The following is a 23,989-nucleotide window of genomic DNA, read 5'->3' as shown; positions in this document are numbered from 1 at the left end:
GCCAGCAGCCGCGGCTATCAGCCGCAGATGATGCTCAGGCTGCTGTTCTCGTGCGGGGTGCAGCCCAGCAGGCTCAGGTTGCTGCCCTGGGTGCCACCGCCGCCGCCACCGGTGGGGGCCTCGAGGGTCTGCAGGTCGAGAAGCGCCATGTGGATCATCTCCCTTGTCTGGATGGTTCACCCGGCACGGTGCCGGAAGTGGGGTCGAGCGAGGAGCTGTCAGCCGCAGATGAGGCTGAGGCTGCTGTTCTCGTGCGGGGTGCAGGCGAGCAGGCTCAGGTTGCTGCCGCCGCCGCCACCGTGACCACCGGGGGTCTCGAGGGTCTGAAGGTCGAGGAGCGCCATTGCGATTCACCTCCTTCCGGTGCTGGTCGGGACATCCGACCCGGCGGCGGTGCGCAGGGGGGCCCGCGCCTGTGACCGTCCGGGGGGCTCGAGGAACGGGAGGCGGACCGGCTCGTCGTGCAGCGCGGTGCCGAGCGCGAACAGCACGCCGGCGCTCCCTGTGGCGAAGTCCATGGACAGGCGGAGCAACTGCGCGCCGGGGAAGGCCAGCCCGCCCTGGTACGGAAGCTCCTGCCAGGCCAGCCGGGCGATCTGCGCCTCGGCGGCCCCGGGGTCGGGGCGCGAGCCGGACGACAGGCAGGTGATCATGCCCGCCCGGCCGGCGAACAGCCCCGACTGGACGTAGTACGGAAGGGCCAGCACCGACCGGATGGCGGCCAGCGACCCGGCGAAGTCGTCGTCAGGGTGGGCGTCGCCGCGGTGCGTGAGGTAGCGGTCGAGCACCAGGCCGATGCCGGCCGACCCCTCGTCCAGGTAGGGGTTGGTCCGCCAGCCCTGCTGCACCTGGAGCTGCCCGTCCTCGCGGCCGACGCACCGGCGCAGGTCCTGGCGCAGTGCGGTGGCCGCGAGGTCGAGCAGACCGGGGTCGCCGGTGCGCTCGTACGCGTGCAGGAACATCAGGGCGGGCCCCGACGAGCCGTACATCAGCCCCGCGTGCGGATACCTGCCTCCGCTGATCTCGGGGACGTCGTCCGGGCCGCCGAGCCGGTCGGCCACCGCGGTGACGACGCGCGTGGCCCGCTCGCGGAACTCGGGCTCGCCGGTCGCGTCGTGCAGGTGCATCAGGGCGAGGGCGACGCCGGACAGGCCGCGGTAGAGGCTGAGGTCGAGCCCCTCCCAGGGCTCCCGCAGGCACCGCTCGGCCACGCCGAGCGCGTCCGCGCGCCGCCCGAGCTCCTCCAGCGCGTACGCCACGCCGTGCAGCCCGTTGTAGAAGCCGATTCCGATGCCCGGCTCCGCCGCCCGCCTGACCAGCCACTCCTCGTGCTCGGGGAAGCGCCCGGCCCCCGTCGCGGCCAGCGTGTAGAGCACGCCGGCCGCGCCGTTCGCGAGGCTCACGCCGCCGCCGGGCTCGAACTGGACGATGTCGCCGGGGAACAGCCGGTCGTCGCGCCCCGGTGTCGCCGAGGCGAGGATCGCCGTCGCCAGGGCGTCCCGGAGTGCGGGCCAGCCCTCGGAGAGCCGGCTCGGCTCCGGCTCGGCCGGTCGTACGCCGGTCTCGAGGCCGAGGAGCGTCGCCACCGCGCCGTCGATCAGCTCGGGCGGCACCGGGAACGTCTCCTTCACCAGCCTGCCGAGCTGGGCGGCCTTGGGCCGGTGGAGCTGCAGCAGCATGGTGGTCATCGGGGCGAATATCCCGAGGTGCAGGCAGGCCAGGGCGTACTCGTCGGCTTCGACGCCGGCCAGGCCGCTCGGCGGAACGAAGCCGGGGTTGGCCAGCGTGGGCCGCCTGCGCTCCTCGACCGGCGAGGAGACCTCGAAGTCGATCAGCACCACCCGGTCGTCCTCGACGAGGATGTTGAAGGGGTGCAGGTCGCCGAACACCACGCCGCGCTCGTGCAGGGCCGAGACCGCCGCGCGCACCTTGGCGAGCATCGTGACGGCCCACTCCGCGTAGTCCGTGTTCATCTCCGGCGTGCGGTCGGCCCGCGTGAGGGGGTGCTTCTGCGCGATGAGCTGGCTGAGCGAGGTGCCGTCGACGTACTCCTGCGCGAGGAAGTGGTGCTCGCCCACGGTGAAGTGGCTGTGCAGGCGGGGGACGCAGTCCAGCCCGGCGAGGCGCTCCATGATCTCGGCCTCGTGCCGCAGGCGGGTGACCGCGTCGCGTCCCTCCACGTCGAGCCCGGCGTGCGGACGCGCCTCCTTCAGCACCACCTTCTCGCCGGTGCGCGTGTCGTGCGCGAGGTAGACGCCGCCGCCGTTGGAGAAGTGCAGCACGCTGTCGACCTGGTACGGCACGCCTTCCATGGTCACGGCGTTGCGGGCGGCGAGGTGGGGTTCGAGGAACGCGGGCAGGGGCACCCAGGAGGGCAGGGAGAACCCCGGGACGCGCACGTCGGGGACGAGCTCGCCGTCGGCGTTCTCGATCGCGAGGACCTGCTCGCCGCTCTCGTCGAGGCAGTGACGCTCGGCGAACCCGCCGTACCGGACGTAGAGCGGTCCGTCGCCGTAGCGCAGGTCGCTGAGGATGTACGGGCCCTCGACGCCGTCGAGGACCTCGGCCAGCTCCTTGAGCGTCAGCTCGAGCTCGGCCTCGTCGACCGGGTAGATGGTGACCAGCTTGCCGCTCGACCCGCGGAAGGCGTACTTGGAGTTCTGCATGGTCATCACGCGCCGGCCGCGCAGGAACTTGAAGGCCAGCCCGCGGGGCACGCAGTAGTCCCACGCCGCCGCGATCACCCGCTCCGCCTCCCGTACGGAGGAGGAGATGTGGATCTTCCATCCCTGGGTGGGCAACGTGGCGCCGGCCGGCGCGTAGTGCAGCCACGTTCCGGTCGCGAGATGCGCCCATCCCTCGGGGGTGGGCCGCGCGGCCACGGAGAAATCCGGGTGCTCCGCGCGCTTGCTGTCGAGCGTGTCGTAGAACAAGGGATCTGCGAGGCAGTAAATCTCGTACTTACTAATCACCAGATGTCCCCTTAGGCCGGTCGCAAGTAAGAATTCCGGAATTGCGGGGATGGGCCAAGTTACGCCCGTCAACTGCGTCATGTGAAATCTGCACATAACAAACCATGACGCGGTCACGGGTCATGGGGTGACGCTCTTCACGGTCGCCCGGAGGCCTTGGTGAGGCCGGCGGTGAGGTTCTCCGTCAACCGGCAGGTCAAGTGCGCGGACATGATTTCGGACCCGCGTGGAGTCCTTTGGAGCGGTCCGTCCGGCCGGCGACCGGTCAGCGGCGGTCTTTGCCCCTGCTGGGGATCTCGGCGACCAGGCGGAACCAGCCGTCCGGGTCGAGGACCGTTCCCACGACGCCGTCGAGCGCGGCCGCGCGGGTGCGGAGGTTGTCCAGGCCGCTGCCGGTGCCGGACGGAGCGGAGGGATCGACGCCGTCGTTGGCCACGGTCAGCGTCACCGTGCCGGCGCGCAGGGCGATCTCGATGACGCACAGGGTCGCCCTGCTGTGCCGCACGACGTTGGTCACGGCCTCCCGCACCATGATGGCGAGGGTGGCGCTGATCTGGTCCGAGAGCTCCGCGTCGGTGGTCTCGATCTTGCAGTCGGTCCCGTACGCGCGGAGCACGGCACGCGCGTTGGCCAGCTCCGACGGCAGTGAGACGTCCTGGAACGAGCGGGTCACGTTGCGGATGTCCGCGGCGGCGTGGCGGATCGCCTGCACCACGTCGGCGAGGGCGGGGCGCAGCGGGTTGTCGTCCTCGGCGAGGCGGTAGGCGAGTTCGCTGCGCAGGGTGGCCAGCCACAGCCGGCTGCTCACGAGGTCGTGCACGTCCCGGCCGAACTGCTCCCGGGCCTCGGCCGCGGCCTGGCGGACGGCCTCGGCCTGCATGGTGCGCAGCCGGCGCAGCCGGAGGGCCAGGACCGCCAGCGCGGTGAGGGGGAGCGCGCCGAGCAGCGTGAGCAGGGCGAGTATCGCGAAGTCAGGCAAGTGACGACCCTCCAGTCATCCTCGCCGTAACATCGGCCTCGCCTTTCGGTACATGCGCTGTATCCTTGCATACCTGTCACAAAAGATGGCCACTTCGTTCATCTCGAAGTAAGTTCTAACGTCGGGGGATATAACGCTGTGCGGCGGCGCCTAAAAACGGGCGTTCGCGAACTGTGAATTCCGGTCATGGATAAATTAGACCATGTCCGGATTCAGCCCCTGGGCCGCTTTCACGGGCCGCTCAGGCGAGCGATCGGACCGCCGCGCGGAACAGCACGGGCAGCCGCCGGGCGGCCGGCACGATCATCCGCGCCGCCGGGGGGTGCCTCCGGGCCTCCAGCAGCGTGGCGGTGAGCAGCCGCGACCGCCGTGACAGGCGTCGCCAGGCGGCCTCGTACTCCTCGGGGCGGCCCGCGCGCAGGCAGCCGACCAGCGCGCGGGCCGACAGCAGCGCGAGCGAGAGGCCCTCGCCGGTGAGCGCGTCCACGTAGCCCGCCGCGTCGCCCACGAGCAGGACCCGCCCGGCCACGCGCCGGCGGACCCGCTGGCGCAGCGGCCCGGCTCCGCGCACCGGGGTGGCGGGCGGCCCGTCCAGCCGGGCGAGCAGGTCCGGGAACGCCGCCAGGTGCTCGTGGTATCCCCGCCGCTCGCCGCTCAGCACGGCCACGCCGACGAGGTCGTCGCCCACCGGCGTGACGTACGCCTCGCCGCCCGGCGCCCAGTGCACCTCCACGAAGTCGGTCCACGGCGCCACCCGGTAGTGGCGGCGCAGGCCGTATCGGCGGGGGCCGCCCGCGGGCAGGTCGAGCCCGAGGGACGCCCTGATCGGCGAGTGCAGGCCGTCCGCCGCGACCAGCCAGCGCGCCCGCAGACCGGGCCCGTCCGGGACGCCGCCGGAGGGCAGCACCCGCGCGTGCACGTCGGCGTCGCCGGCGCGCACGCCGGCGACCCGCCCGGAGACCGTCCGGACTCCGGCCTCCCGCGCGCGCCGGGCCAGGGCCGCGTGCAGCGCGGTGCGCCGCACGCCGAGCCCGGCGCCGTCCCGGAACTCCGCCTGCACCCGGTGCCGTCCGTCGACGTAGCGGATGCCCAGGAACGGCCTGCTCTCCGGCAGCGCGATCCCCAGGTCGATGCCCAGGCCGGCGAGGGCGGCGACGCCGGTGGGCATCAGGCCCTCCCCGCACGCCTTGTCGACCGGGACGGCCCTCGGCTCGACCACGACCGTCTCCAGGCCGGCCAGCGCCGCGTGGATGGCCGTGGCCAGCCCCGCGGGCCCGCCCCCGGCCACCAGCACGTCGATCACCGGGCGGGCCGCAGGGAACCGGGCGCGGCGGGGGCGGCGGTCGCGAGGGCGGCGTTCTCGCACCGCAGGCGGACGACCATGAGCGGCACGTTGAGCAGGGTGAAGGCCAGTGCGGTCAGCCACGCGGAGTGCACGAGCGGCAGGGCCGCGCCCTCCACCGCCACGGCGACGTAGTTGGGGTGACGCAGCCACCCGAACCGGTACGGCCCCCGCGTCACGAGGGGCAGGCCCGGCACGACGATGACCTGGGTGTTCCACTGGGGGCCGAGGCTCGTGACACACCACCAGCGCAGCGCCTGCGCGGCCACGACGAGCGCCAGCATCGGCCAGCCCAGGGCCGGGACGAACGGCCGGTCCGCCAGAGCCGCCTCCAGCAGGCACCCGGCGAGCAGGCCGGTGTGCAGGGCGACCATCCAGGGGTAGTGCCCGGCGCCGTACAGCACCCCGCCGCGGCCCATGCTCCAGCGGGCGTTGCGGCGCGCGACGAACAGCTCCGCGAGGCGTTCCACGCCGACGAGCGCGACGAGCACCGCGTACCAGGGCGACATCGGTCCCCTCCATCCCTCCCGGCCGGCTCCCGCCGGCTCCCCTTCACCAGCGCAGCAGGACGAGCTCGGAGCAGAATCCCGGGCCCATCGCGAGGAGCACCCCCGGGGTGCCCGGCGGCGGTGGCCGCAGGGCCAGGGTGTCCCGCAGCACGTGCAGCACGGACGCGGACGACAGGTTGCCGATGGCGGCCAGCGAGCGCCAGGTGAGGTCGAGCGCGCCCTCCGGCAGCGCGAGCGTCTCCGCGACCGCCTCCAGCACCTTCGGGCCGCCGGGATGACAGACCCACGCGGTGATGTCGCCGATGTCCAGGCCGTGGTCGCCGAGGAACCCGCCCACGTCCCCGGCGAGGTGGGTGCGCACCACGTCGGGCACCCCGGCGTCCAGGACGACCCGGAACCCGCTGTCGCGCACGTCCCACCCCATCACCCGTTCCGAGCCGGGGTAGAGGCGGCTGCGGGTCGCGACGACGGCCGGGCCCGGCCGCCCCCCGGGGATCTCACGGCCGGGGATCTCACGGTCGTCGCCGTACGCGACCACGGCGGCGGCGCCGTCCCCGAACAGCGCGCCCGCCACGAGGTTGGCCGTGGAGGAGTCGTCGCGCTGCAGGGTGAGGGAGCACAGCTCGACCGAGAGCAGCACCGCGACATGGCCCGGCCACCCGCGCAGGTAGTCGTGCAGCCGGGCGATGCCCGCCGCCCCTGCCACGCAGCCGAGTCCGAACACCGGCACCCGCTTCACGTCGGGACGCAGCCCGATCCGGTTGGCCAGCCGGGCGTCCAGGGACGGCGCGGCGACGCCGGTGACCGACGTACACATGATCATGTCCACGTCCGCCGGAGTGAGGCCGGCGGCGTCGAGCGCGCCGGTCACGGCCTCCGCGCCCAGGTCGAGGGCGGCCTCGATGAACAGGTCGTTGGCCATGCCGAAGCCGTCGAGCTTGCCGTACCGGTCGAGCGGCTGCACGAGGTTGCGGTGCTCCACCCGCGCGCTCGCGTGCAGCCTGTCGAGGAGCCGGCGGTCGGCGCCCGGGGGGAGGCAGACCCTCGCCAGCGTGTCCGTGATCTCCTTCTGCGAGTGGCGATGGGGAGGAAGGACACCATGGACGGCCGCGATCCGGGTCATCTCACATCCCACTGGCTGGCGGAGGAAGCTACCTGCACTCTTGCCCGTCCAGGCGGCTCACATACCTACCAACCCGGATCATCCGGTTACGCTCGTGACGATGACCTGCTCCAGAGCACTCCCCGGCGACATGCCGCGGCAGCTGGCCGGGCTGGCCCGCGCGTGCCATCCGGGCCCGGCCGTCGCGGTGACGGTCCTGGTCACGGCGCTCGTGGTGCTCGCCGGGCGCGGGCTCCCCGGGGCGGTGCCGGTGGCGCTCGCCGTGCTGACCGGCCAGCTCTCGGTGGGCTGGTGCAACGACGCCGTGGACGCCGCCAGGGACGCCGCGGCCGGGCGGATCGGCAAGCCCGTCGTCGCGGGCCTGGTGACCGCGGGCACGGTGCGCGCCGCGGCCTTCACGGCGCTGGCGGCGTGCGTGCCGCTCTCGCTGGCCTGCGGGCCGCTGCCGGCCGCGGCGCACCTGCTCGCCGTCGCCGCGGCCTGGGCCTACAACCTGTGGCTGAAGGGCACTGCCGCGTCGTGGGCGCCGTACGCGATCGGGTTCGGCGCCGTGCCGGTGTTCGTCGCGGCGGGCCTGCCGGCCCAGCATGAAGGCCCGCCGCTGCCCGCGTGGTGGGCCGTGGCGGCGGCGGCGCTGCTCGGCTGCGGCGCGCACCTCGGCAACGTGCTGCCCGACATCGAGACGGACCTGGCGACCGGCGTGCGGGGCTGGCCCCAGCGGCTCGGCGCCGCCCGGGTCAGGGCCCTGATGCCGGTGCCGCCGCTGGCGGCGTCCCTGCTGCTCGCCGTGGCGCCGCCGGGCCCGCCCGGCCCGGCGGAGTGGCTCGCCCTCGCGGGAGTGGCCTTGTGCGCGGTGGCCGGTCTGTCGCTCGGCCGCCGCCTGCCCAAGGCGCCCTTCGCCGCCGCGGTCGCCGCCGCCGGGATCGACATCCTGCTCCTCGCGGCCACGGGCGCCGGCGTCGTGGTGAGCACCACGTAGCCGGCCTGCTCGAACACCACGCGGTAGCCGTGCCCGCGCAGCCGCGCCACGCGTTCGACCTGCTGCCGGAGGCCGGCGAAGGGGAACGTCCGGACGCCCACGTCGGCGACGACCCACGGCGCCCATCGGGGCGTCCTGTCCCACAGCAGCGTGCGCGTACGCGGGGACAGCGCGGGGGCCAGGGAGTCGGCCGCCTCGACCAGCGCGCCGTCGGGGACGGCGGCGACGGCGCGCTGCGCCGCGCGGGTCCGCGCGGTCTCCGCGTAGAAGGCGGGCGTGAGCGACGCGCCGAACGAGAAGAAGGGCACGAGGGCGACCGCGGTCGCGAGCACCAGCACCGCCCATCCGCGGACGAGCCGTGCCGCCCGCCGGGGACAGGCCTTCCCGGTCATGAGGGCGGCGGCGCGCAGCGCGCCGTCGACCCCGGCGGCGAAGACCGGCGCGACGACGAATGCGGTGTAGTGGTACCTCGGCGTCCACCAGTTCGGGTAGGTGCTGGCGAGCAGGCGTTCCAGCAGCGGCGGGACCAGGGCGAGCGCCGCCGGGGAGAGCAGCGCGGTGAACAGCACGGGCGCCAGCGTCAGCGCCGCCGTACGCAGCTTCAGCGGCGGGTCGGCGAGCAGCGCGAGGACGTCGCCGGGCCGGGTGACGGCGTGGAGCGCGGCCCGCGGGAGGTCGGGGCCCAGCGTCCAGTAGGCCCAGTAGTAGCCGGTCCTGCCGCCGAAGCGGGGGACGAGGACCGACGTCGCCACCAGGGTCGCCGCGACGCCGCCGGCGACGAGCAGCGCGCCGGGCCACCGGTCACGCCGCCGGGTGAGCAGGAACAGCCCGAATCCGGCCAGCAGCAGGCCCATGTCCTCCTTGACCAGGAGCAGAGCGAGCGCGGTGAGGAGCGCGGCCCGGCCGCGCCCGGCCTGGTACCGCTCCAGCGCCACCGCCGTGAGCAGCGGCGCGAACGCCGCCTCGTGGAAGTCGAAGGCGACGGTCTCGGCGATCGGCCACGACAGCGCGTAGGCGGCCGCGACGGGATGGGCGACGCGGCCGCCTCCGGCCCCGGACCGGGAGGCGGCACGGAAGGCGTACGCCCACACGAACGGAATGGACAGGGCGAGCAGGACGGCCTGCGCGACGAGCAGCGTCGCGGGCCCGTCGTGGATCCAGTAGAGCGGCGCCAGCAGCGCCAGCGCCGGAGACCAGTGGTCGCCGAGCACGCAGAACCCCGGCCCGAACCCGTTGTGGACGCCCTTCACCATCGAGACGGGCGCCTCGAAGCGGGAGTACGCGCGGACCGCCTGGTCGAATATCACCAGGTCGTACGCGCCCGCCCGGAAACGCGTCAGCCGTACGCAGGAGTGGATCGCGTAGGCGACCGCCGCCGCGGCGGTGAGGGCCGCGACGGCGGCGAGGTCCCGGCGCCGCGCCGCGGGCGACGGCCATGCGCTCCCCGACATTCCTCCGGGAGGCTATCGAGGCGCGCCCCAGGGGCGGGCGGAGCCGGTCCGCGTTTCCCGCAACGCGTGGCCAAAGCTGTGGTCAACGCTGTGGCCAAAGCTGTGGTCAACGGTCCGGCCTGCCGCCGGACTCAGCCGAGGACGCCGAACCAGCGTCCCGCCTCGGTCCACACCTCCGCGCGGCGGAAGCCCGTACGCCGGGCGAGCGGGCCGATGCCGTCCGCCCCGACGCGGGCCCACGCGAACCAGCCGGTGACCGTGTCGTCCCGCCGCAGCCTGACCCGCTCCGACCGGGTGGCGGTGCCGGGAGGGCCGAGTTCGGCGACCACCTCGCCGCCGGGCCGCAGCAGTTCGCGGGCCCGCCGCAACAGGGCCTCGGGGTCCCCGCCGATGCCGATGTTGCCGTCGGCCAGCAGCACCGTCGCCCAGCGGCCGCCGCCCGGCACGTGGCCGAACACGTCCCGGCACAGGGCCCGGCCCCCGGCCAGGCGGGTGAGGCGGACGGCCCGCGGCGTGACGTCGATGCCGAGGGCCCGCACCCCGCGCCTGGTCAGCGCCACCGTGAGCCGCCCGGGTCCCGAGCCGACGTCGAGCGTGGGGTCGCCGCAGCGGGCCAGCATCGCCTCGTCCCCTTCGGCGCCGTCGAGCCAGCGCCACGACTCCAGCGGCCACGTCCTGCCGTCGGCCGCCTCGACGTCGACCCGCGCGCCGTCCAGCGACTCGGCGTAGAGGGGGCCGATCACGCCGGGACGTCCGCTCCGAGGGCCGCCAGCGCCGCCGCGAACCGCGAGGAGGGGGCCCGCGCGGCCACCGCGCGGGCGTCGGCGGCGGTGTCCACGTCGGTCAGTTCGGGCAGCAGAGCGGCCCGCAGGCCCGCCTCGCGGATCCGGCACAGCAGCAGCGCCCCGGTGTCGGAGCGCGACATCGGCACCCCGGCGAGCAGCCCGGAGAGCGGGGCGGGATCGGGCCCGCGGTGCCCGAGCAGCCAGAACCCGCCGTCGGCGGCCGGGCCGACCACGACGTCGTGCTCGCCCAGCAGCCGTCCCGCCTCGGCCAGCAGGCCCGGGGTGACCTGCGGCGTGTCCATGCCGATCAGCACCGCCGGCGCCGGGCAGGCCGCCAGGGCGTCGTCGAAGGCGTGTGCCAGCCGCTCCGCGAGGCCGTTCCCCCGCTGCGGGACCACGTCGTAACCGGCGGGCAGCCAGGGGCCGGGCTCGCCGAGCAGGGCCAGCACCCGGCGCGCGGCCGGGGCGGCGGCGACGGCCGCCAGCGTGTCGCGCAGCGCCGCCTCCGCGAGCGCGGCGGCCTGGCAGGGCGTGTACGGCGGGGTGAGCCGCGTCTTGACCCTCCCCGGCCTGGGCTCCTTGGCGATGACGATGAACTGCGGTGGGCTCTGCGGGAGGACGGGCGTCACGCCGCCGCCCGCCACATGTCGCGGACCGTCCGCACGGTGCCGAGAACGGTGCCGGTGACCTTGGACCGGCCCACGCGCGGCAGGTAGTCGACCTCGACCTCCCCGATGCGCCAGCCCGCCTCGCTCGCCCGGAGCACCATCTCCAGCGGGTAGCCGAACCGGCGGTCCCGCAGGCCCAGGCCGAGCAGCGCCGTACGGCGGGCCGCGCGCATCGGGCCGAGGTCGTGCAGCGCGGCGCCGGTGCGGTGGCGCAGCCGCCAGGCCAGCAGCCGGTTGCCCAGCCGGGCGTGCGCGGGCCAGGCCCCCCGGGCGGCGGGCCGGCGGCGGCCCAGCACCAGGTCGGCGGTGCCGTCCAGCACGCCCTCCGCGACGTGCGGCAACTGGCGCGGGTCGAGCGAGGCGTCCGCGTCCATGAAGCAGACGACGGGCGCGGTCGCGGCCGTGAGACCCGCGTGGCAGGCGGCGCCGAACCCCGGAACGGACTCGGTCACGACCAGCGCGCCGTGCCGGGCGGCGACCTCGGCCGACCCGTCGGTGGACCCGTTGTCGACCACGATGGCCCGGCAGCCGTCCGGCATCCGGCCGAGCACCCAGGGCAGGGCCTCCGCCTCGTCGAGGCAGGGAAGCACCACATCGATCTTCATGCCGCCGACGGTAGGGCCGCCCGGGCCGCTCAGTTCTTACGAAGTGACTACGTGACAAGGGCCGACGGCTCCGGTGTGCCTAGCCTGTGCGTCGTGATCACACGACGGGGCCTGCCGGCGGCGTGGGCCGGCCTGGTGGCGGGAGCGTTCGCGGTGGGCGGGGTGCTGCACGCGCGGGGGGCGCTGCCCATCGACCATCTGCCGCCGCTGCACGCGCTCGCCCGGCTGCCCACGGTGGCGGGCACGGCCGCGCTCGTGCCCGCGGCCGTGCTCGCCGCCGCCGCGGTGCCCGTGCTGCCCCGGCTGACCGCGAACCTGCCCCTGCGGGCGGCGCTCGCGGCGGCCTTCGGCGTGTCGCTCGCGTGGGCCGTCCTGCTGGCGGTGTCGGGGGAGGGGCTGGCGTGGCCGTTCACCCATCCCCAGGAGTACCTGGCCGTGCTGGGGGCGGTGGGCGACGACCCGCTCGGCTGGCTGGCCGGGTTCACCCGCGATCTGCCCGCCTACCCCACGCACGTGCGGGGACACCCGCCGCTGCCGGTGCTGGTGCTGTGGGCACTGGCCGCCGCCGGGCTGCCGGGACCGTTCTGGGCCGCCGTCCTCGCCGTCGTCGTCGGATGCTCGGCCACGGTCGCGATCGGACTGGCGGTGCGGCGCGTCTCGGGTGAGGAGGCGGCCCGGCGCGCGCTGCCGTACCTCGCCCTGTCGCCCGCGGCGGTGTGGATCGCGACGACGATGGAGGCGTTCTTCGCGGGAGTGGGGGCGTGGGGGACGGCCCTGCTGCTGCTCGCGCTGCCGGGCGGCGACGGACCCGGGGCACGCGGGCGGGCGGGCCGGGTCGCGGCCGGCCTGTGGCGCGGAGGTGCCGCGGGGGTGGCGCTGGGCGCGTTGCCGTACCTGAGCTACGGCCTGGTGCCGTACCTGCTCATCCCTCTCGTCGGTGCGGTCGTCGCGCTGCGGGACGCGGGGGCCGGTGCGGCGAGGGCGGCGAGGGCGGCCGTGCTCGCCTGCCTGGCCGGGATGGCGGCGGTGAGCGCGCTGTTCGCCGCCGGAGGCTTCTGGTGGCCCGACGGGGTCGCCGCCACGCACGCCGAGTGGGCGGCCGATCCCGGCGCGGCCCGGCCGTACCTGTACTTCCTGTTCGCCAACCTGGCCGTGCTCGCCCTGGTCACGGGACCCGCCGCCACCGCCGGGCTCGCCGCACCCCGGTTGCCGGCGGGACTGCCGGCGGGGCCGGCGGCGGGGCGGATCCTGCCCGTGGCCGCGCTCGTCGCGGTGCTGGCCCTCGACCTCAGCGGCGTCACCCGGGGCGAGGTGGAGCGCATCTGGCTGCCGTACGCCCTGTGGATCATCGCCGCGGCCGGGCGCGCGCCGGACCGCCGCCTGCTCGCCGCGCAGGCGCTGACGGGCCTGCTGCTGCAGGGGCTCGTCCGGTCGCCCTGGTGAGGTAAGACCCGTACCGGCGGCCACCGTCGCCGTGCCGGCGGGGAAGGCGGCTCCGCAGCAGGGCCGCCACCTGGTCGCAGTCGGGTAAGGACGTCACCGCCGTGAACCTGCCCTGGAACCGGAAGCAGACGGGGGCCAACCCCGATCCGGCCGCGTTCACGCTGAACAACGGCACCTGCGTGAAGAGCTGACCAACCACCTGCCCGCCGTACGGCCCCGCCGCAGGGTCGTACGGCGGGACCGTTTCTCCGGGACGGGTACGGGCAGTCAGGACATATGCCGCTGTTTGACACCACGCTTCTTCTGCTGCTAGAGGGCTACGCCTGGCTGCCGTCCCGATGGCGGGAGGCCCAGGGGGAGATGATCCGCACGCGGCTGCTCGGCCAGCGCGCGGTCGTGCTGCGCGGGCCCGACGCCGCCCGCTTCTTCTACGACGACAACAACGTCCAGCGCGCCCCAGCGCTGCCCGAGCCGATCAAGAGCACGCTGTTCGGCCATGGGGCCGTGCACGGTCTCGACCAGGGCGCGCACCGGGCGCGCAAGGCCATGTTCATGGGGCTCATGACCCCCGAGAGCGTCGCCTCCCTCGTACGGGAGACCACCGCGGCCTGGGACGAGACGGTGGCGACCTGGCCCGGCAGGGGAGAGGTCGTGCTCTTCGACGAGGCCGCCCGCGTCCTGACCACGGGGGTGTGCCGCTGGGCGGGCATCCCCCTCGACGAGGAGGAGGCCGGCCCGCTCGCCGCGGACCTGGTCGCGATGGTCGACGGCTTCGGCTCGCCCGGCGCCCGGCACTGGCGGGCCCGCGGCGCCCGGGTCCGGCGGGAGGCGTGGCTCGCGGAGATGGTCGAGGACGTGCGGCGCGGCGGTTCGCGGGTGCCGCCCACGTCGGCGCTGGGCGTGGTCGCCGCGCACCGGGAGCCCGACGGGCAGCCGCTCGCGGCCCGGCTCGCGGCGGTCGAACTGCTCAACCTGGTGCGTCCCACCGTCGCCGTGGCCTGGTTCCTCACGTTCGCCGCGCACGCCATGCACAACTGGCCGGTCACCCGGGTCCGCCTGAACGACGACGTGGACGGCGCCTACGCCGAGGCGTTCGCGCACGAGGTGCGGCGCTTCTATCCCTTCGCCCCGTTCGTCGCGGGCAAGGCGGCCAAGGACCTCACCTGGAAGGGCGAGCCGATCCTGGCCGACTGGCTCGTGCTGCTCGACGTCTGGGGGCAGAACCACGACCCCGCCCTCTGGCCGAACCCGTGCTCGTTCGACCCGCAGCGGTTCATCGGGCGGGAGATCGGGCCGTACGACCTGATCCCGCAGGGCGGGGGCGATCCGGCGACCGGGCACCGATGCCCGGGGGAGCCGGTCGCCGTGGGCCTGCTGGGGGCGCTCGCGCCCCGGCTGGCCCGGCTGGACTACACCCTGCCTCCGCAGGACCTCACCGTCTCGCCGTACCGGATCCCGGCCAGGGTGGCCGACGGCTTCGTGCTGCGGCTCGTGGGCGCGGCCGTCCACCACGAGCCGGTGGTGTCACGGCCACGTCCACAGGTTCACCCCTTGTAGTTGAACACCTGGCGCAGCGTGTGCCGGACCTCCACGAGGTCCTTCTGGTCCGCCATTACCTGGTCGATGGGCTTGTACGCCTCGGGGTGCTCGTCGACCAGGGCGGCGGCCCGGTCGGCGTTCCAGGTCCGGCCGCGCATCGCCTCCCGCAGCGACGCCGCCGACAGTTCGCGCTTGGCCCGGGACCGCGACATCCGGCGCCCCGCGCCGTGGGAGCAGGAGTTGTACGACAGCGGGTTGCCGCGCCCGCGGACGATGTACGAGCGGGTGCCCATCGAGCCCGGGATCACGCCCTCGTCCCCGGTGTCGGCCTTGATCGCCCCCTTGCGGGTGATCCACAGGTCCTTGCCGTCGTGGGTCTCCATCTGGGTGAAGTTGTGGTGGCAGTTGATGGTCCGGACCCGGGAGCCCGAGCCGACGACGCGGAACAGCGCCTCGCCCAGCACCCGGTCCATCCGCGCCCGCGACGCCATCGCGTACCGCTGCGCCCACAGCATGTCCTCGACGTACGCCGTGAACTCCGGGGTGCCCTGCGTGAAGTAGGCGAGGTCGGGGTCCTCCAGGCCGATCGCCATGCTCCGCATGAGCTGCTTCGCGCCCTTGATGTGCGCGGTCGCGAGCTGGTTCCCGATGCCGCGCGAGCCCGAGTGGAGCACCGTCCACACCCGGTCGCGCTCGTCGAGGCAGACCTCCACGAAGTGGTTGCCCGACCCGAGGGTCCCGAACTGGCAGGCCACGGTGGTCTCCTGCTTGGGCGTGAGACCGGTGTGCGGCCGGCCCAGCTCGCCGAGCGCGCGGTCCACCGCGCGGTCGGCGTGCCCCTTGCCCACTCCGGCCGGGATGCGCCGCTCCACCAGTCGCATCAGCGCGTCGAGCGAGTCGGGCAGGTCGGCGGCGGTCAGCGTGGTCTCGGTCGCGACCATGCCGCAGCCGATGTCCACCCCGACGGCGGAAGGGATGATCGCGCCCTCGGTGGGGATGACGGAGCCGACCGTCGCGCCGATGCCCACGTGCGCGTCCGGCATGAGCGCGACGTGCCCGGGCACGAACGGCAGGCGCGCCGCGCGGGCGGCCTGCACGGCCGTCCCGTCGTCGATCTCGCTCGCCCAGGACAGCACCTTGGGGGCGATGTGCTTCGGCATCGTGGTTCCCCTTCTTGATCGAGATCCCCTGTCGAGATCCCCGTCGAGATCAACTGTGCCGGGCGTCACGCGGGTATCCCAACCGATTTATCGGCGCCGAAAGTCGCTTGCCGCCCTACCCCTCCGGGCCGGATCATGCAGCGGGGGGACGACTTCCGGCCCCGCGGCCGGGCGAGGGGAAGGCGCACGATGAACCACACGTCGGCGGCCGTGGCGGCGGCCGCGGCCTTCGTCTGGCTGGGGATGGTGCTGGCGATCTCGTTCCTGGAGGCGCCGCTGAAGTTCCGCGCGCCGGGCGTGACGGTCCCGATCGGCCTCGGCATCGGCCGCCTCGTCTTCCGCGCGCTCAACGCCGCCGAGGCGGTGCTGGCGGTCGTCGTGATCGCGGCGGTCGCGACCGGATCACCCGCCGTCGCCGTGGTGGTGCTCACCGCCGTCGCGGCGGCCGTCCTGGTGGTGCAGCTCGTGCTCGTACGCCCCCCGTTGAACCGCAGGTCCGACCGGGTCCTCGCGGGCGAGGACCCCGCGCGGACGCGGTCGAGGGCCCACCTCTACTACGTGGCGCTGGAGGCCGTGAAGGTCCTGGCGCTGCTCGCCCTGGGCTGCGTCCTCCAGGCCGTTTGACGCCCGATCGCGTGGGGTGCGGTCAGGGGCGTCTGACGACGGTGAGGAGGACCGCGCTGTCCTCGACGGCGTCGAGCGCGTGCCGTGTGCCGGGGATGGCCAGCAGATCACCGGCCCGCCCTTCCCAGGAGGCGTCGCCGCTGCTCAGCCGTACATGACCGCGCAGCACCAGCAGGGTCGCCTCACCCGGGCTCTCGTGCTCGGCGAGGCCGGTCCCGGCGGTGAGGGCGAGCAGCGTCTGGCGCAGCGCCTGCTCGCGGCCGCCGTGTACGGTGTCGGCCGCGCGCCCGCTGGACGTGGCGGCGGCGCGGTCGAGCAGTTCCCCGGCCCGCACGTCGAGAGAGATCGGCTCCATGCCCGCCAGTCTGCCTCGTGCGGCGCCCCGGAAAGGTGATCGCCGCGAGGGGGGACGGCCGTTAAACTGGCCGCGCACACGAAAACGCGGTCCCGGTCGGTAGCCCGGGCACCCGTCGGCCCCAGTGTTGAACCAGTGTCGAACCGGTGTCGAACCGGTGCCGGCGGTCTCGTATCCGCCTCTCGTGTCCCCTCGGGGGAACCTCGGAGGATGTCCGGTGTGCCGGAAAGCGGCTTCGCCAAGCCGCCTGTCGGCATACCTGGAGGCATCGTGGTTTCCCTGTCCGTCTACTTCGAGAGCCCGTTCTGGGTGGGCGTCCTGGAGATCGTCGAGGACGGCGAGCTCCGCGCGACCCGGTTCGTCCTCGGCGCGGAGCCCACTGACCCCGAGTTGTACGAGTTCCTCATGCGGCACGGGGTCGCCCTGCTCGAACGCGCGGAGGCGGCCCCCTCCGTACCCGTGGAGGAGCGCGGGGAGCGCGGGGAGCGGCCGGTCAACCCCAAGCGCGCGGCCAAGCTGGCCGCCCGCGCGGCGGCCCGGGTCACGCGGCGCGGCACGGCCGCTCAGGAGGCGCTGCGGCTCGAACTGGAGAGCACCAAGAGCCAGGCGCGCGTGGACCGGCGCGAGCGCGAGCGCGCGCTGGCGGAGCGGCGCCGCGAGGTCGCCCACCGCAAGCGGATCGAGCGCCGCCGCGACCGGTGACCGCGCAGGCGGACGCGTCACCCACGCGGAGCGGCCGGCGGACGCGTACCTGCGGGAATCCCGGCGGCGGGACGGAGGTTGTGGTCGTCTTGACGGCAGGGCTTAGGCTGGTGGCTCTGATGATGGAGGTCCTTTGTGCTGGTTGACTCCTTCGGCCGGGTCGCGACCGACCTGCGCGTGTCGCTGACCGACCGGTGCAACCTGCGGTGCGCGTACTGCATGCCGCCCGAGGGCCTCGACTGGCTGCCCAAGCCCGATCTGCTCACCGGCGAGGAGGTCGTCCGCCTGGTGCGGATCGGGGTGGAGCGGCTGGGCATCCGGGAGGTCCGCTTCACCGGCGGCGAACCGCTGCTCAGACGCGAACTCGTGGAGATCGTCGCCGCCGCCGCCGCGCTGCGCCCGCGTCCGCAACTGTCGCTGACCTCGAACGGCATCGGCCTGGCCCGGCTCGCCGAGCCACTCGCGAAGGCGGGACTCGACCGCGTCAACATCTCCCTCGACACGCTCGACCGGGAGGTGTTCGTCCGGCTCGCCCACCGCGACCGTCTGCACGACGTGCTGGACGGTCTCGCGGCGGCGGCCGCCGCCGGGCTCACGCCGGTCAAGGTCAACGCGGTGCTGATGCGGGGGATCAACGAGCACGACGCCGTGCCGCTGCTGCGCCACTGCCTCGACCAGGGATACGAACTGCGCTTCATCGAGCAGATGCCGCTCGACGCCCAGCACGGCTGGCGCCGCGACGACATGGTGACGGCCGACGAGATCCTCGGGCTGCTCAAGGGCTCCTTCGACCTCACCGAGGACGACCCCCGCGAGCGCGGCAGCGCCCCCGCCGAGCTGTTCCTGGTGGACGGAGGGCCCGGGAGGGTCGGCGTGATCGGCTCGGTCACCCGCCCGTTCTGCGGCGCCTGCGACCGCGTGCGGATCACCGCGGACGGCCAGGTGCGCAACTGCCTGTTCGCCACCGAGGAGTCCGACCTGCGTACGGCACTGCGCTCGGGCGCCTCGGACGACGACCTGGCGGCGCGCTGGGTGGCGGCGGTGCGGGGCAAGAAGGCCGGGCACGGCATCGACGACTCCGCCTTCCTCCAGCCGGCCCGGCCGATGTCCGCCATCGGCGGCTGACCGGGGTTGACCGGGGCTTCCATGTGCGCTCTTCACGGCACCGGCGAGGCGGGCGGCGACCCGCCGTACGACGCGGTGATCCTGGCGGGCGGCCGGGCCGAGCGGCTCGGCGGCGCGGACAAACCGGGCGCGCTGGTCGGCGGGGTGCCGCTCGTCGAGCGGGTGGCGGCGGCGGTCCGCGCGGCCCGTGCCGTGATCGTGGTGGGCCCGCCCAGGGACCTGCCCGGGGTGGTCTTCACCAGGGAGGACCCGCCGGGCGGCGGCCCGGTCCCCGCGCTGCGGGCCGGGCTCGCCGAGGTGACGTCTCCGTCGGTCGTCCTGCTCGCCGCCGACCTGCCCTTCCTCCGGGCCGCCCACGTCGCCGCGCTGCTGGCCGCGCTGCCCGAGAACGACACTGAAGGCGACACGGCGGGCGGCACTGCGGGGGCGGTGCTCGTCGACGACACGGGCCGGGAGCAGTGGCTCGCCGGGGTGTGGCGCACGGCCGCGTTGCGGGCCGCGCTCGGCGCGTACGAGGGCCGGTCGCTGCGGGGACTGCTCGGCCCGCTCGCGCCGGTGCCGGTGCGCCTGGCGGCGGGGGCGACGCCGCCGTGGTTCGACTGCGACAGCATCGAGGATCTCCACGCGGCCCGCGCCCGGGCCGGTGAACGAAGGGAGCGCGCGTGAACGTGCTGGAGGAGTGGACGGCGCGGGTCTGCCGCGAACTCGGCATCGACCCCGCCCAGGTGGACCGGACCCTGGTGCTCGACCTGACCAGGGATGTCGCGCACGGAGTGGCGCGGCCGGCCGCGCCGCTGACCGCCTACCTGCTCGGGCTCGCGCAGGGAGCCGGCACCGCCGGGCCGGACGCCGCCGGTCGGCTCTCACGCATGGCGAAGGACTGGGCGGCGGAGACCGCCGAGACCGTGAGCACCGAGACCCCGAACACCGAGACCCCGGGCGACACCTGATCCCCCGGACCATCAGGAAACGGGCGTTTTCCGGCGAGCGGCGGAAATGATGCACATACCAAACGTTTGGCCGCGCAAGTTCGAAGGCGAAAGATCCCGTAAAAAGGGCGACGCCGGGTGGTTACGGGGGCAAACCACCCGGCGTCGCTTCATCGGCGTTCCGACGGGGGCCCGGAACGCCGGCACTAGCGCTCCGACGGGGGACCAGAGCGCTTGGCTAAACTGTACACCTCCAACCCATGGGTTGCGTCAAGACTTTGTCACGACCCGATCTCGCGTCGATGCCGTGGTATCTCGGTTTGGTTAGGCGAGGTCAAGTCCATGCGCGGAGGAGGCGTGTGACCTCTCTGATTGGCCCCGAGAACGGCAACGTACGGCAAAAGAACCGCCCCGGCGACGAAGAGGGCCTTGACAGGCCAGGGGGAGGGCACCGCGACGGCCAGGATGAGGCAGACGATCCGGATGCCCATCTTGATGAGATAACTGATCTCACGCTTGCGGATGTCGTTGGACAGGGACGGCTGGGCGTCTGTCACCTGGTGAACGACCGGGCGGTCTTTTCTGAACCTGCGCCATGGATTCACGTTTTCCACGGTAGACCCCGGAGGGAGCGGGGGGACGTCCGCGGGGGGGTTACGATCACGCGGACAGGCACAGGCAGGAGGACGTGATGTCGGATCGCACCTATCGGGTGACCGAGATAGTGGGCACCTCGGAGGAGAGCGTCGACCAGGCCATCCGCAACGGTGTCCGGCGGGCCGCCCGGACCCTGCGGCACCTGGACTGGTTCGAGGTGACCGAGGTGCGCGGCCACATCGTGGACGGCGAGGTGGCCCACTTCCAGGTCGGCATGAAAGTGGGCTTCCGCCTCGAGGACGCCGAATAGGACGGCCGGACAGGAGGGCCGGGCGGGCTCAGCTCGCCTGGCTGACCGTCGACATGTTGAAGTCGGGCACGCGGACCGGCGGCATGACGGCGCGGTTGAACCAGTCGCCCCACTCGCGGGGCAGGGTGGGCACGCTCGCGCCGACCTCGGTCAGGCGGCCCAGCAGGTCCACCGGCGACTCGTTGAACCGGAAGTTGTTGACCTCGCCGACGACCTCGCCGTTCTCGACCAGGTACACCCCGTCTCTGGTGAGCCCGGTCAGCAGCAGTGACTGCGGGTCGACCTCCCGGATGTACCACAGGCAGGTCAGCAGCAGTCCCCGCTCGGTCGAGGCGACCATCTCCTCCAGCGAGCGCCCGCCCGCCGGGCCCTCCATCACCAGGTTGTCGATCTGCGGGGTCGCGGCAAGGCCGGTCAGCTCCGCCGAGTGCCGGGTCTGCACCAGGTTGGCCAGAGTGCCGTCGCTGATCCACTCGGTGCGGCCGAGGGGCAGGCCGTTGTCGAAGACCGACTGCTCGCGGCCGGAGGCGTGCGCGACGACGAACGGCGCGCACGCGATCCCGGGGTGGGCGGGGTCGCTGTACAGCGAGATCGGATGCGGCGAGAGCCGCTCGCCGACCCGCGTGCCGCCGCCCGGCCGGGAGAATACCGTGCGCCCGTCGGCGGCGTCGCGCGCGCCGGACGACCAGTACAGGTAGATCATCAGGTCGGAGACCGCCGTCGGCGGAAGGATCGTCTCGTAACGACCCGGCTCCAGGTCGATCCGCCGCTTGGCCCAGTCGAGCCGCCGGCTGAGTGTGGCGTCGAGCGCGGCCACGTCCACGTCGGCGAAGTCGCGGGTGGCGACGCCCGTCCAGGCCGAACGCGACAGGTCGGCCGACTTGGCGTTCAGCTCCAGCCGGCCGGTCGGCTGGTCGTGGCGCAGCCGCAGGCCGGTGGACGAGCCGACGAAGGTGGAGGTCACGATGTGCTCGGCGAAGCCGTACAGCCTGCGTCCCGAGGCGTCGGCGGCGGCGAACGCCTCGCCGAGCGCGGGGGCGAACCCGCCGAAGACGTCGATGGACGTCGGCTCCACCGGCCGGTCCCAGCCCGCCGCCGCCGTGTTCGCCGCTGCCGTGTCCACCCCGTCCGTGCCCACCAGAGGCCGCGCGTCCTCCGACGGGCGGGCCTCGCGGGCGGCGCGGTCGGCCGCGGCCACCACGTCGGCGAGCTGCCCGTCCCGTACGGCGGAGCGCGACACGACCCCGACCCCCGCGCCCACCACGGAGATCACGGTGAGCCGCGAGGAGCGGGCGACGCCGTTGGTCGTCAGCGTGTTGCCGGCGAAGCGCAGGTTGGCGGTCGAGCCCTCGTCCACGATGACGACACAGCCGTCGGCCTCGCTCAGCGCGAGCGCCCGCTCCACCGTCTCCTGCGGTGCGACCAGCCCGCCGCTCACCCCACTGCTCACCCCGCCGCTCAAATGGTCGCTCACTTGCCACCCTCCTGGACGGTGTTGAGGATCCGTACGCCGCGGAACAGCGCCGCCGGGGCGCCGTGACTGACCGGCGCGACCTGGCCCGGCTGGCCCTTGCCGCAGTTGAACGCCCCGCCGAGCACGTACGTCCCGGGGCCGCCGACGGCCTCCATGGAACGCCAGAAGTCCGTGGTGGTCGCCTGGTAGGCCACGTCGCGGAGCTGCCCGGCAAGCCGGCCGTTCTCGATGCGGTAGAACCGCTGCCCGGTGAACTGGAAGTTGTATCTCTGCATGTCGATCGACCAGCTCTTGTCGCCCAGGATGTAGACGCCGCGCTCCACCCGGGAGATCAGCTCCTCGCTGGACGGGCCGTCCGGCGCCGGCTGGAGCGAGACGTTCGCCATCCGCTGGATCGGCACGTGCCCGGGGGAGTCGGCGAAGGCGCAGCCGTTCGACCTGCCGAGGCCCTTCAGCAGCGTCATCCGGCGGTCGAGCTGGTAGCCCACCAGCGTGCCCTCCCGGACGATGTCGAACGACTGGCCCGCGACGCCCTCGTCGTCCCAGCCGACGGTGGCGAGGCCGTGCTCGACCGTGCGGTCGCCCGTCACGTTCATCACGGGCGAGCCGTAGTGCAGGCTGCCGAGCTGGTCGAACGTGGCGAACGAGGTGCCGGCGTAGGCCGCCTCGTATCCGAGCGCCCGGTCGAGCTCGGTCGCGTGCCCGATCGACTCGTGGATGGTCAGCCACAGGTTGGAGGGGTCGACGACCAGGTCGTACCGCCCGGCCTCCACCGAGGGCGCCTTCAGCTTCTCGTCCAGCAGGTCGGGCAGCTCGGCCAGCTCGGCGGGGAAGTCCCAGCCGGCGCCGGTGAGGTACTCGTACCCCCGGCCGACCGGCGGCGCGAGCGTACGCATGTCGTCGAACCGGTCGCCGTCGGTCCTCATCGCCGTCAGCACGGGATGCAGCCGGACCCGCTGCTGGGTGGTCACCGTGCCCGCCGAGTCGGCGTAGAACTTCTGCTCCTTGACCTGCATGAGCGAGGCGGAGACGTGGTCGGTCCGGCCGAGCAGGCCGGACGACCACTCCGCAAGCAGTGCCGTCTTGTCCGCCAGCGGCACGTCGAACGGGTCGACGTCGTAGGCCGACACCCAGGTCACGTCGTCGTACACCGGCTCGGGGGCGAGCCCGACCGGCTCGCGGTTGATCGGCGCGCTGACGGCCGCCACCCGCACGGCCTCCTCGGCGGCGCGCGCCGCCGCCTCCGCGGTCAGCTCGATGCCGGACGCGAACCCCCACGTGCCGTCCTTGATCACCCGTACGGCGAACCCGAGGTCGTCGGCGTCGGATGACCCTTCCAGGCGGGCGTCGAACAGGCGCAGGGTCTCGGCGCGCACCCGCTCGAGGCGGAAGGAGGCGTGCTCGGCGCCCAGGTCACGGGCGCGCTGCAGGGCCGCGTCCGCCAGCCGCCGCAGTGGCAGGGCGAGGAAGTCCGGGTCGATCTGGCGCATGTCCACGATCCTAGCCCTGTGATCTTGTGTCCTGCGGACAAGCGGTTACCGTCGGGTAGCCGATACGGTCGGTTGCATGGTTCGCTCTGTTCTCGTCACCGGTGGAAACCGCGGTATCGGCCTCGCGATCGCCCGTGAGCTCGCCGCCGCGGGAGACGCCGTCGCCGTCACCTACCGTTCCGGAGAGCCCCCGGAGGGCCTGTTCGGGGTCCGCTGCGACGTGACGAGAGCCGCCGACGTCGACGCCGCCTTCGAGAAGGCCGAGGCCGAGCACGGCCCGGTCGAGGTGGTCGTCGCCAACGCCGGGATCACCAAGGACACCCTGCTGCCGATGATGAAGGAAGAGACCTTCACCGACGTCATCGACACGAACCTGACCGGCGCCTACCGCGTCGCCAAACGGGCCGTGCGGCCCATGCTGCGGATGCGGCGCGGGCGCGTCATCCTGATCTCCTCCGTCGTCGGCCTGTCCGGCTCGGCCGGCCAGACGAACTACGCCGCCTCCAAGGCCGGGCTGGTCGGCTTCGGCCGCTCGCTCGCCCGCGAGCTCGGCTCGCGCGGCATCACGGTCAACGTCGTCGCGCCCGGGTTCGTGGAGACCGACATGACCGCGGTGCTCGACGAGGCGACGCAGGAGCAGATCCGCAAGAGCATCCCGCTCGGACGGCAGGCGCACGCGGAGGAGATCGCGCGGGTCGTCAGGTTCCTGGCGAGCGACGACGCCTCCTACATCACCGGGGCGGTCATCCCCGTCGACGGCGGCCTCGGCATGGGCCACTGAGCCACTGAATCACCGGGCCACTGAGCACTGACTGAGCGGAGCTGGAC

The 23,989-nt window shown here is 73.9% G+C and carries 25 protein-coding genes and 1 pseudogene; 10 read left to right on the top strand and 16 right to left on the bottom strand.

Annotated elements, in window-relative coordinates; translation table 11 throughout:
* Positions 1 to 17: 17 nt before the first annotated feature.
* From HHX40_RS12965 to HHX40_RS12935, 7 genes are all read right to left on the bottom strand, one after another.
* On the bottom strand, positions 18 to 149 hold the full coding sequence (locus tag HHX40_RS12965; protein WP_111698776.1) for a SapB/AmfS family lanthipeptide: 132 nt from the start codon (positions 147 to 149) through the stop codon (positions 18 to 20).
* 69 nt (positions 150 to 218) lie between these two features.
* Complete coding sequence (locus HHX40_RS12960) at positions 219 to 344, bottom strand: SapB/AmfS family lanthipeptide (protein ID WP_111698761.1); 126 nt, start codon at positions 342 to 344, stop codon at positions 219 to 221.
* A 6-nt stretch (positions 345 to 350) separates the two neighbouring features.
* Positions 351 to 2,972: a class III lanthionine synthetase LanKC gene (lanKC, locus tag HHX40_RS12955; protein WP_310738070.1), complete on the bottom strand. Its 2,622-nt coding sequence runs from the start codon at positions 2,970 to 2,972 to the stop codon at positions 351 to 353.
* A 265-nt stretch (positions 2,973 to 3,237) separates the two neighbouring features.
* Positions 3,238 to 3,951 carry a sensor histidine kinase gene (locus HHX40_RS12950; protein WP_182880755.1) on the bottom strand — a complete coding sequence of 238 codons (714 nt, stop codon included), beginning with the start codon at positions 3,949 to 3,951 and terminating at the stop codon, positions 3,238 to 3,240.
* A 241-nt stretch (positions 3,952 to 4,192) separates the two neighbouring features.
* Complete coding sequence (locus tag HHX40_RS12945; protein ID WP_182880754.1) at positions 4,193 to 5,254, bottom strand: NAD(P)/FAD-dependent oxidoreductase; 1,062 nt, start codon at positions 5,252 to 5,254, stop codon at positions 4,193 to 4,195.
* Positions 5,251 to 5,802 (bottom strand): isoprenylcysteine carboxyl methyltransferase family protein, encoded by a 552-nt coding sequence (locus HHX40_RS12940; RefSeq protein ID WP_138461170.1) that lies wholly within the window; start codon positions 5,800 to 5,802, stop codon positions 5,251 to 5,253. The genes HHX40_RS12945 and HHX40_RS12940 overlap by 4 nt, the downstream gene beginning before the upstream one ends.
* A gap of 43 nt (positions 5,803 to 5,845) precedes the next feature.
* Complete coding sequence (locus tag HHX40_RS12935; protein ID WP_182880753.1) at positions 5,846 to 6,925, bottom strand: type III polyketide synthase; 1,080 nt, start codon at positions 6,923 to 6,925, stop codon at positions 5,846 to 5,848.
* A 100-nt stretch (positions 6,926 to 7,025) separates the two neighbouring features.
* Between HHX40_RS12935 and HHX40_RS12930 the strand changes: the two genes are divergently transcribed.
* Entirely contained in the window at positions 7,026 to 7,904 is an 879-nt protein-coding gene (locus HHX40_RS12930) for a UbiA family prenyltransferase (protein ID WP_182880752.1), read from the top strand.
* A 113-nt stretch (positions 7,905 to 8,017) separates the two neighbouring features.
* Here HHX40_RS12930 and HHX40_RS36595 read toward each other — a convergent pair.
* The 4 genes and pseudogenes from HHX40_RS36595 to HHX40_RS12915 form a co-directional block, all read right to left on the bottom strand.
* A pseudogene (locus tag HHX40_RS36595) lies at positions 8,018 to 9,355 on the bottom strand (DUF2079 domain-containing protein); the annotation flags it as partial.
* A gap of 131 nt (positions 9,356 to 9,486) precedes the next feature.
* Entirely contained in the window at positions 9,487 to 10,098 is a 612-nt protein-coding gene (locus HHX40_RS12925) for a methyltransferase domain-containing protein (RefSeq protein ID WP_208759012.1), read from the bottom strand.
* Positions 10,095 to 10,769 carry a TIGR04282 family arsenosugar biosynthesis glycosyltransferase gene (locus HHX40_RS12920; RefSeq protein WP_182880751.1) on the bottom strand — a complete coding sequence of 225 codons (675 nt, stop codon included), beginning with the start codon at positions 10,767 to 10,769 and terminating at the stop codon, positions 10,095 to 10,097. Before HHX40_RS12920 ends, HHX40_RS12925 begins: the two co-directional genes overlap by 4 nt.
* Entirely contained in the window at positions 10,766 to 11,413 is a 648-nt protein-coding gene (locus HHX40_RS12915; RefSeq protein WP_182874523.1) for a glycosyltransferase family 2 protein, read from the bottom strand. Before HHX40_RS12915 ends, HHX40_RS12920 begins: the two co-directional genes overlap by 4 nt.
* 93 nt (positions 11,414 to 11,506) lie before the next feature.
* Between HHX40_RS12915 and HHX40_RS12910 the strand changes: the two genes are divergently transcribed.
* On the top strand, positions 11,507 to 12,856 hold the full coding sequence (locus HHX40_RS12910) for a hypothetical protein (protein WP_182880750.1): 1,350 nt from the start codon (positions 11,507 to 11,509) through the stop codon (positions 12,854 to 12,856).
* Between the two features lie 276 nt (positions 12,857 to 13,132).
* Positions 13,133 to 14,413: a cytochrome P450 gene (locus tag HHX40_RS12905; RefSeq protein WP_182880749.1), complete on the top strand. Its 1,281-nt coding sequence runs from the start codon at positions 13,133 to 13,135 to the stop codon at positions 14,411 to 14,413.
* Here HHX40_RS12905 and HHX40_RS12900 read toward each other — a convergent pair.
* On the bottom strand, positions 14,401 to 15,555 hold the full coding sequence (locus HHX40_RS12900) for an RtcB family protein (protein ID WP_117409417.1): 1,155 nt from the start codon (positions 15,553 to 15,555) through the stop codon (positions 14,401 to 14,403). The genes HHX40_RS12905 and HHX40_RS12900 overlap by 13 nt on opposite strands.
* A 189-nt stretch (positions 15,556 to 15,744) precedes the next feature.
* Here HHX40_RS12900 and HHX40_RS12895 point away from each other — a divergent pair, with 189 nt between their 5' ends.
* Positions 15,745 to 16,179 (top strand): hypothetical protein, encoded by a 435-nt coding sequence (locus tag HHX40_RS12895; RefSeq protein WP_182880748.1) that lies wholly within the window; start codon positions 15,745 to 15,747, stop codon positions 16,177 to 16,179.
* Between the two features lie 22 nt (positions 16,180 to 16,201).
* Here HHX40_RS12895 and HHX40_RS12890 read toward each other — a convergent pair whose 3' ends face one another.
* The gene (locus tag HHX40_RS12890) at positions 16,202 to 16,534 is read right to left on the bottom strand and encodes a cupin domain-containing protein (protein WP_182880747.1); all 333 of its coding nucleotides are present in this window, start codon (positions 16,532 to 16,534) and stop codon (positions 16,202 to 16,204) included.
* A 270-nt stretch (positions 16,535 to 16,804) separates the two neighbouring features.
* On the opposite strand from HHX40_RS12890, the gene HHX40_RS12885 reads away from it, so the two are divergent.
* From HHX40_RS12885 to HHX40_RS12870, 4 genes are all read left to right on the top strand, one after another.
* Complete coding sequence (locus HHX40_RS12885; protein WP_182880746.1) at positions 16,805 to 17,236, top strand: YjdF family protein; 432 nt, start codon at positions 16,805 to 16,807, stop codon at positions 17,234 to 17,236.
* A gap of 135 nt (positions 17,237 to 17,371) precedes the next feature.
* Entirely contained in the window at positions 17,372 to 18,361 is a 990-nt protein-coding gene (gene moaA, locus HHX40_RS12880; RefSeq protein WP_182880745.1) for a GTP 3',8-cyclase MoaA, read from the top strand.
* Positions 18,362 to 18,382: 21 nt separating this feature from the next.
* The gene (locus tag HHX40_RS12875; protein WP_182880744.1) at positions 18,383 to 19,027 is read left to right on the top strand and encodes a molybdenum cofactor guanylyltransferase; all 645 of its coding nucleotides are present in this window, start codon (positions 18,383 to 18,385) and stop codon (positions 19,025 to 19,027) included.
* A complete protein-coding gene (locus HHX40_RS12870) occupies positions 19,024 to 19,311 on the top strand; it encodes a DUF6457 domain-containing protein (protein WP_182880743.1) in 288 nt (95 codons plus the stop codon). The genes HHX40_RS12875 and HHX40_RS12870 overlap by 4 nt, the downstream gene beginning before the upstream one ends.
* A gap of 260 nt (positions 19,312 to 19,571) precedes the next feature.
* Here HHX40_RS12870 and HHX40_RS12865 read toward each other — a convergent pair whose 3' ends face one another.
* Positions 19,572 to 19,847, bottom strand: a complete 276-nt coding sequence (locus HHX40_RS12865) for a DUF3099 domain-containing protein (RefSeq protein ID WP_310738085.1) — start codon at positions 19,845 to 19,847, stop codon at positions 19,572 to 19,574.
* 134 nt (positions 19,848 to 19,981) lie between these two features.
* Between HHX40_RS12865 and HHX40_RS12860 the strand changes: the two genes are divergently transcribed.
* On the top strand, positions 19,982 to 20,197 hold the full coding sequence (locus tag HHX40_RS12860; protein ID WP_117409424.1) for a dodecin: 216 nt from the start codon (positions 19,982 to 19,984) through the stop codon (positions 20,195 to 20,197).
* A 28-nt stretch (positions 20,198 to 20,225) separates the two neighbouring features.
* Here the strand turns inward: HHX40_RS12860 and HHX40_RS12855 are convergent, their stop codons facing one another.
* Both HHX40_RS12855 and HHX40_RS12850 read right to left on the bottom strand, forming a co-directional pair.
* The gene (locus tag HHX40_RS12855) at positions 20,226 to 21,671 is read right to left on the bottom strand and encodes a metallopeptidase TldD-related protein (RefSeq protein ID WP_310738069.1); all 1,446 of its coding nucleotides are present in this window, start codon (positions 21,669 to 21,671) and stop codon (positions 20,226 to 20,228) included.
* Positions 21,668 to 23,161 (bottom strand): TldD/PmbA family protein, encoded by a 1,494-nt coding sequence (locus tag HHX40_RS12850; protein WP_117409437.1) that lies wholly within the window; start codon positions 23,159 to 23,161, stop codon positions 21,668 to 21,670. Before HHX40_RS12850 ends, HHX40_RS12855 begins: the two co-directional genes overlap by 4 nt.
* 76 nt (positions 23,162 to 23,237) lie before the next feature.
* On the opposite strand from HHX40_RS12850, the gene HHX40_RS12845 reads away from it, so the two are divergent.
* Complete coding sequence (locus tag HHX40_RS12845) at positions 23,238 to 23,942, top strand: beta-ketoacyl-ACP reductase (RefSeq protein ID WP_117409425.1); 705 nt, start codon at positions 23,238 to 23,240, stop codon at positions 23,940 to 23,942.
* Positions 23,943 to 23,989: the final 47 nt, after the last annotated feature.

The organism is Microbispora sp. H10949 (assembly GCF_014161435.1).
GTDB classification, from domain to species: domain Bacteria; phylum Actinomycetota; class Actinomycetes; order Streptosporangiales; family Streptosporangiaceae; genus Microbispora; species Microbispora triticiradicis.
Note: the sequence above shows the minus strand (reverse complement) of the source record. Positions and strands in the feature narration are given on the sequence as shown.

Coding starts and splice junctions, on each gene's coding strand:
- HHX40_RS12960 (WP_111698761.1), bottom strand. CDS start 344: ATGGCGCTCCTCGACCTTCAGACCCTCGAGACCCCCGGTGGTCACGGT.
- HHX40_RS12940 (WP_138461170.1), bottom strand. CDS start 5,802: ATGTCGCCCTGGTACGCGGTGCTCGTCGCGCTCGTCGGCGTGGAACGC.
- HHX40_RS12930 (WP_182880752.1), top strand. CDS start 7,026: ATGACCTGCTCCAGAGCACTCCCCGGCGACATGCCGCGGCAGCTGGCC.
- HHX40_RS12900 (WP_117409417.1), bottom strand. CDS start 15,555: ATGCCGAAGCACATCGCCCCCAAGGTGCTGTCCTGGGCGAGCGAGATC.
- HHX40_RS12895 (WP_182880748.1), top strand. CDS start 15,745: ATGAACCACACGTCGGCGGCCGTGGCGGCGGCCGCGGCCTTCGTCTGG.
- HHX40_RS12915 (WP_182874523.1), bottom strand. CDS start 11,413: ATGAAGATCGATGTGGTGCTTCCCTGCCTCGACGAGGCGGAGGCCCTG.
- HHX40_RS12875 (WP_182880744.1), top strand. CDS start 18,383: ATGTGCGCTCTTCACGGCACCGGCGAGGCGGGCGGCGACCCGCCGTAC.
- HHX40_RS12905 (WP_182880749.1), top strand. CDS start 13,133: ATGCCGCTGTTTGACACCACGCTTCTTCTGCTGCTAGAGGGCTACGCC.
- HHX40_RS12845 (WP_117409425.1), top strand. CDS start 23,238: ATGGTTCGCTCTGTTCTCGTCACCGGTGGAAACCGCGGTATCGGCCTC.
- HHX40_RS12965 (WP_111698776.1), bottom strand. CDS start 149: ATGGCGCTTCTCGACCTGCAGACCCTCGAGGCCCCCACCGGTGGCGGC.
- HHX40_RS12935 (WP_182880753.1), bottom strand. CDS start 6,925: ATGACCCGGATCGCGGCCGTCCATGGTGTCCTTCCTCCCCATCGCCAC.
- HHX40_RS12860 (WP_117409424.1), top strand. CDS start 19,982: ATGTCGGATCGCACCTATCGGGTGACCGAGATAGTGGGCACCTCGGAG.
- HHX40_RS12850 (WP_117409437.1), bottom strand. CDS start 23,161: ATGCGCCAGATCGACCCGGACTTCCTCGCCCTGCCACTGCGGCGGCTG.
- HHX40_RS12890 (WP_182880747.1), bottom strand. CDS start 16,534: ATGGAGCCGATCTCTCTCGACGTGCGGGCCGGGGAACTGCTCGACCGC.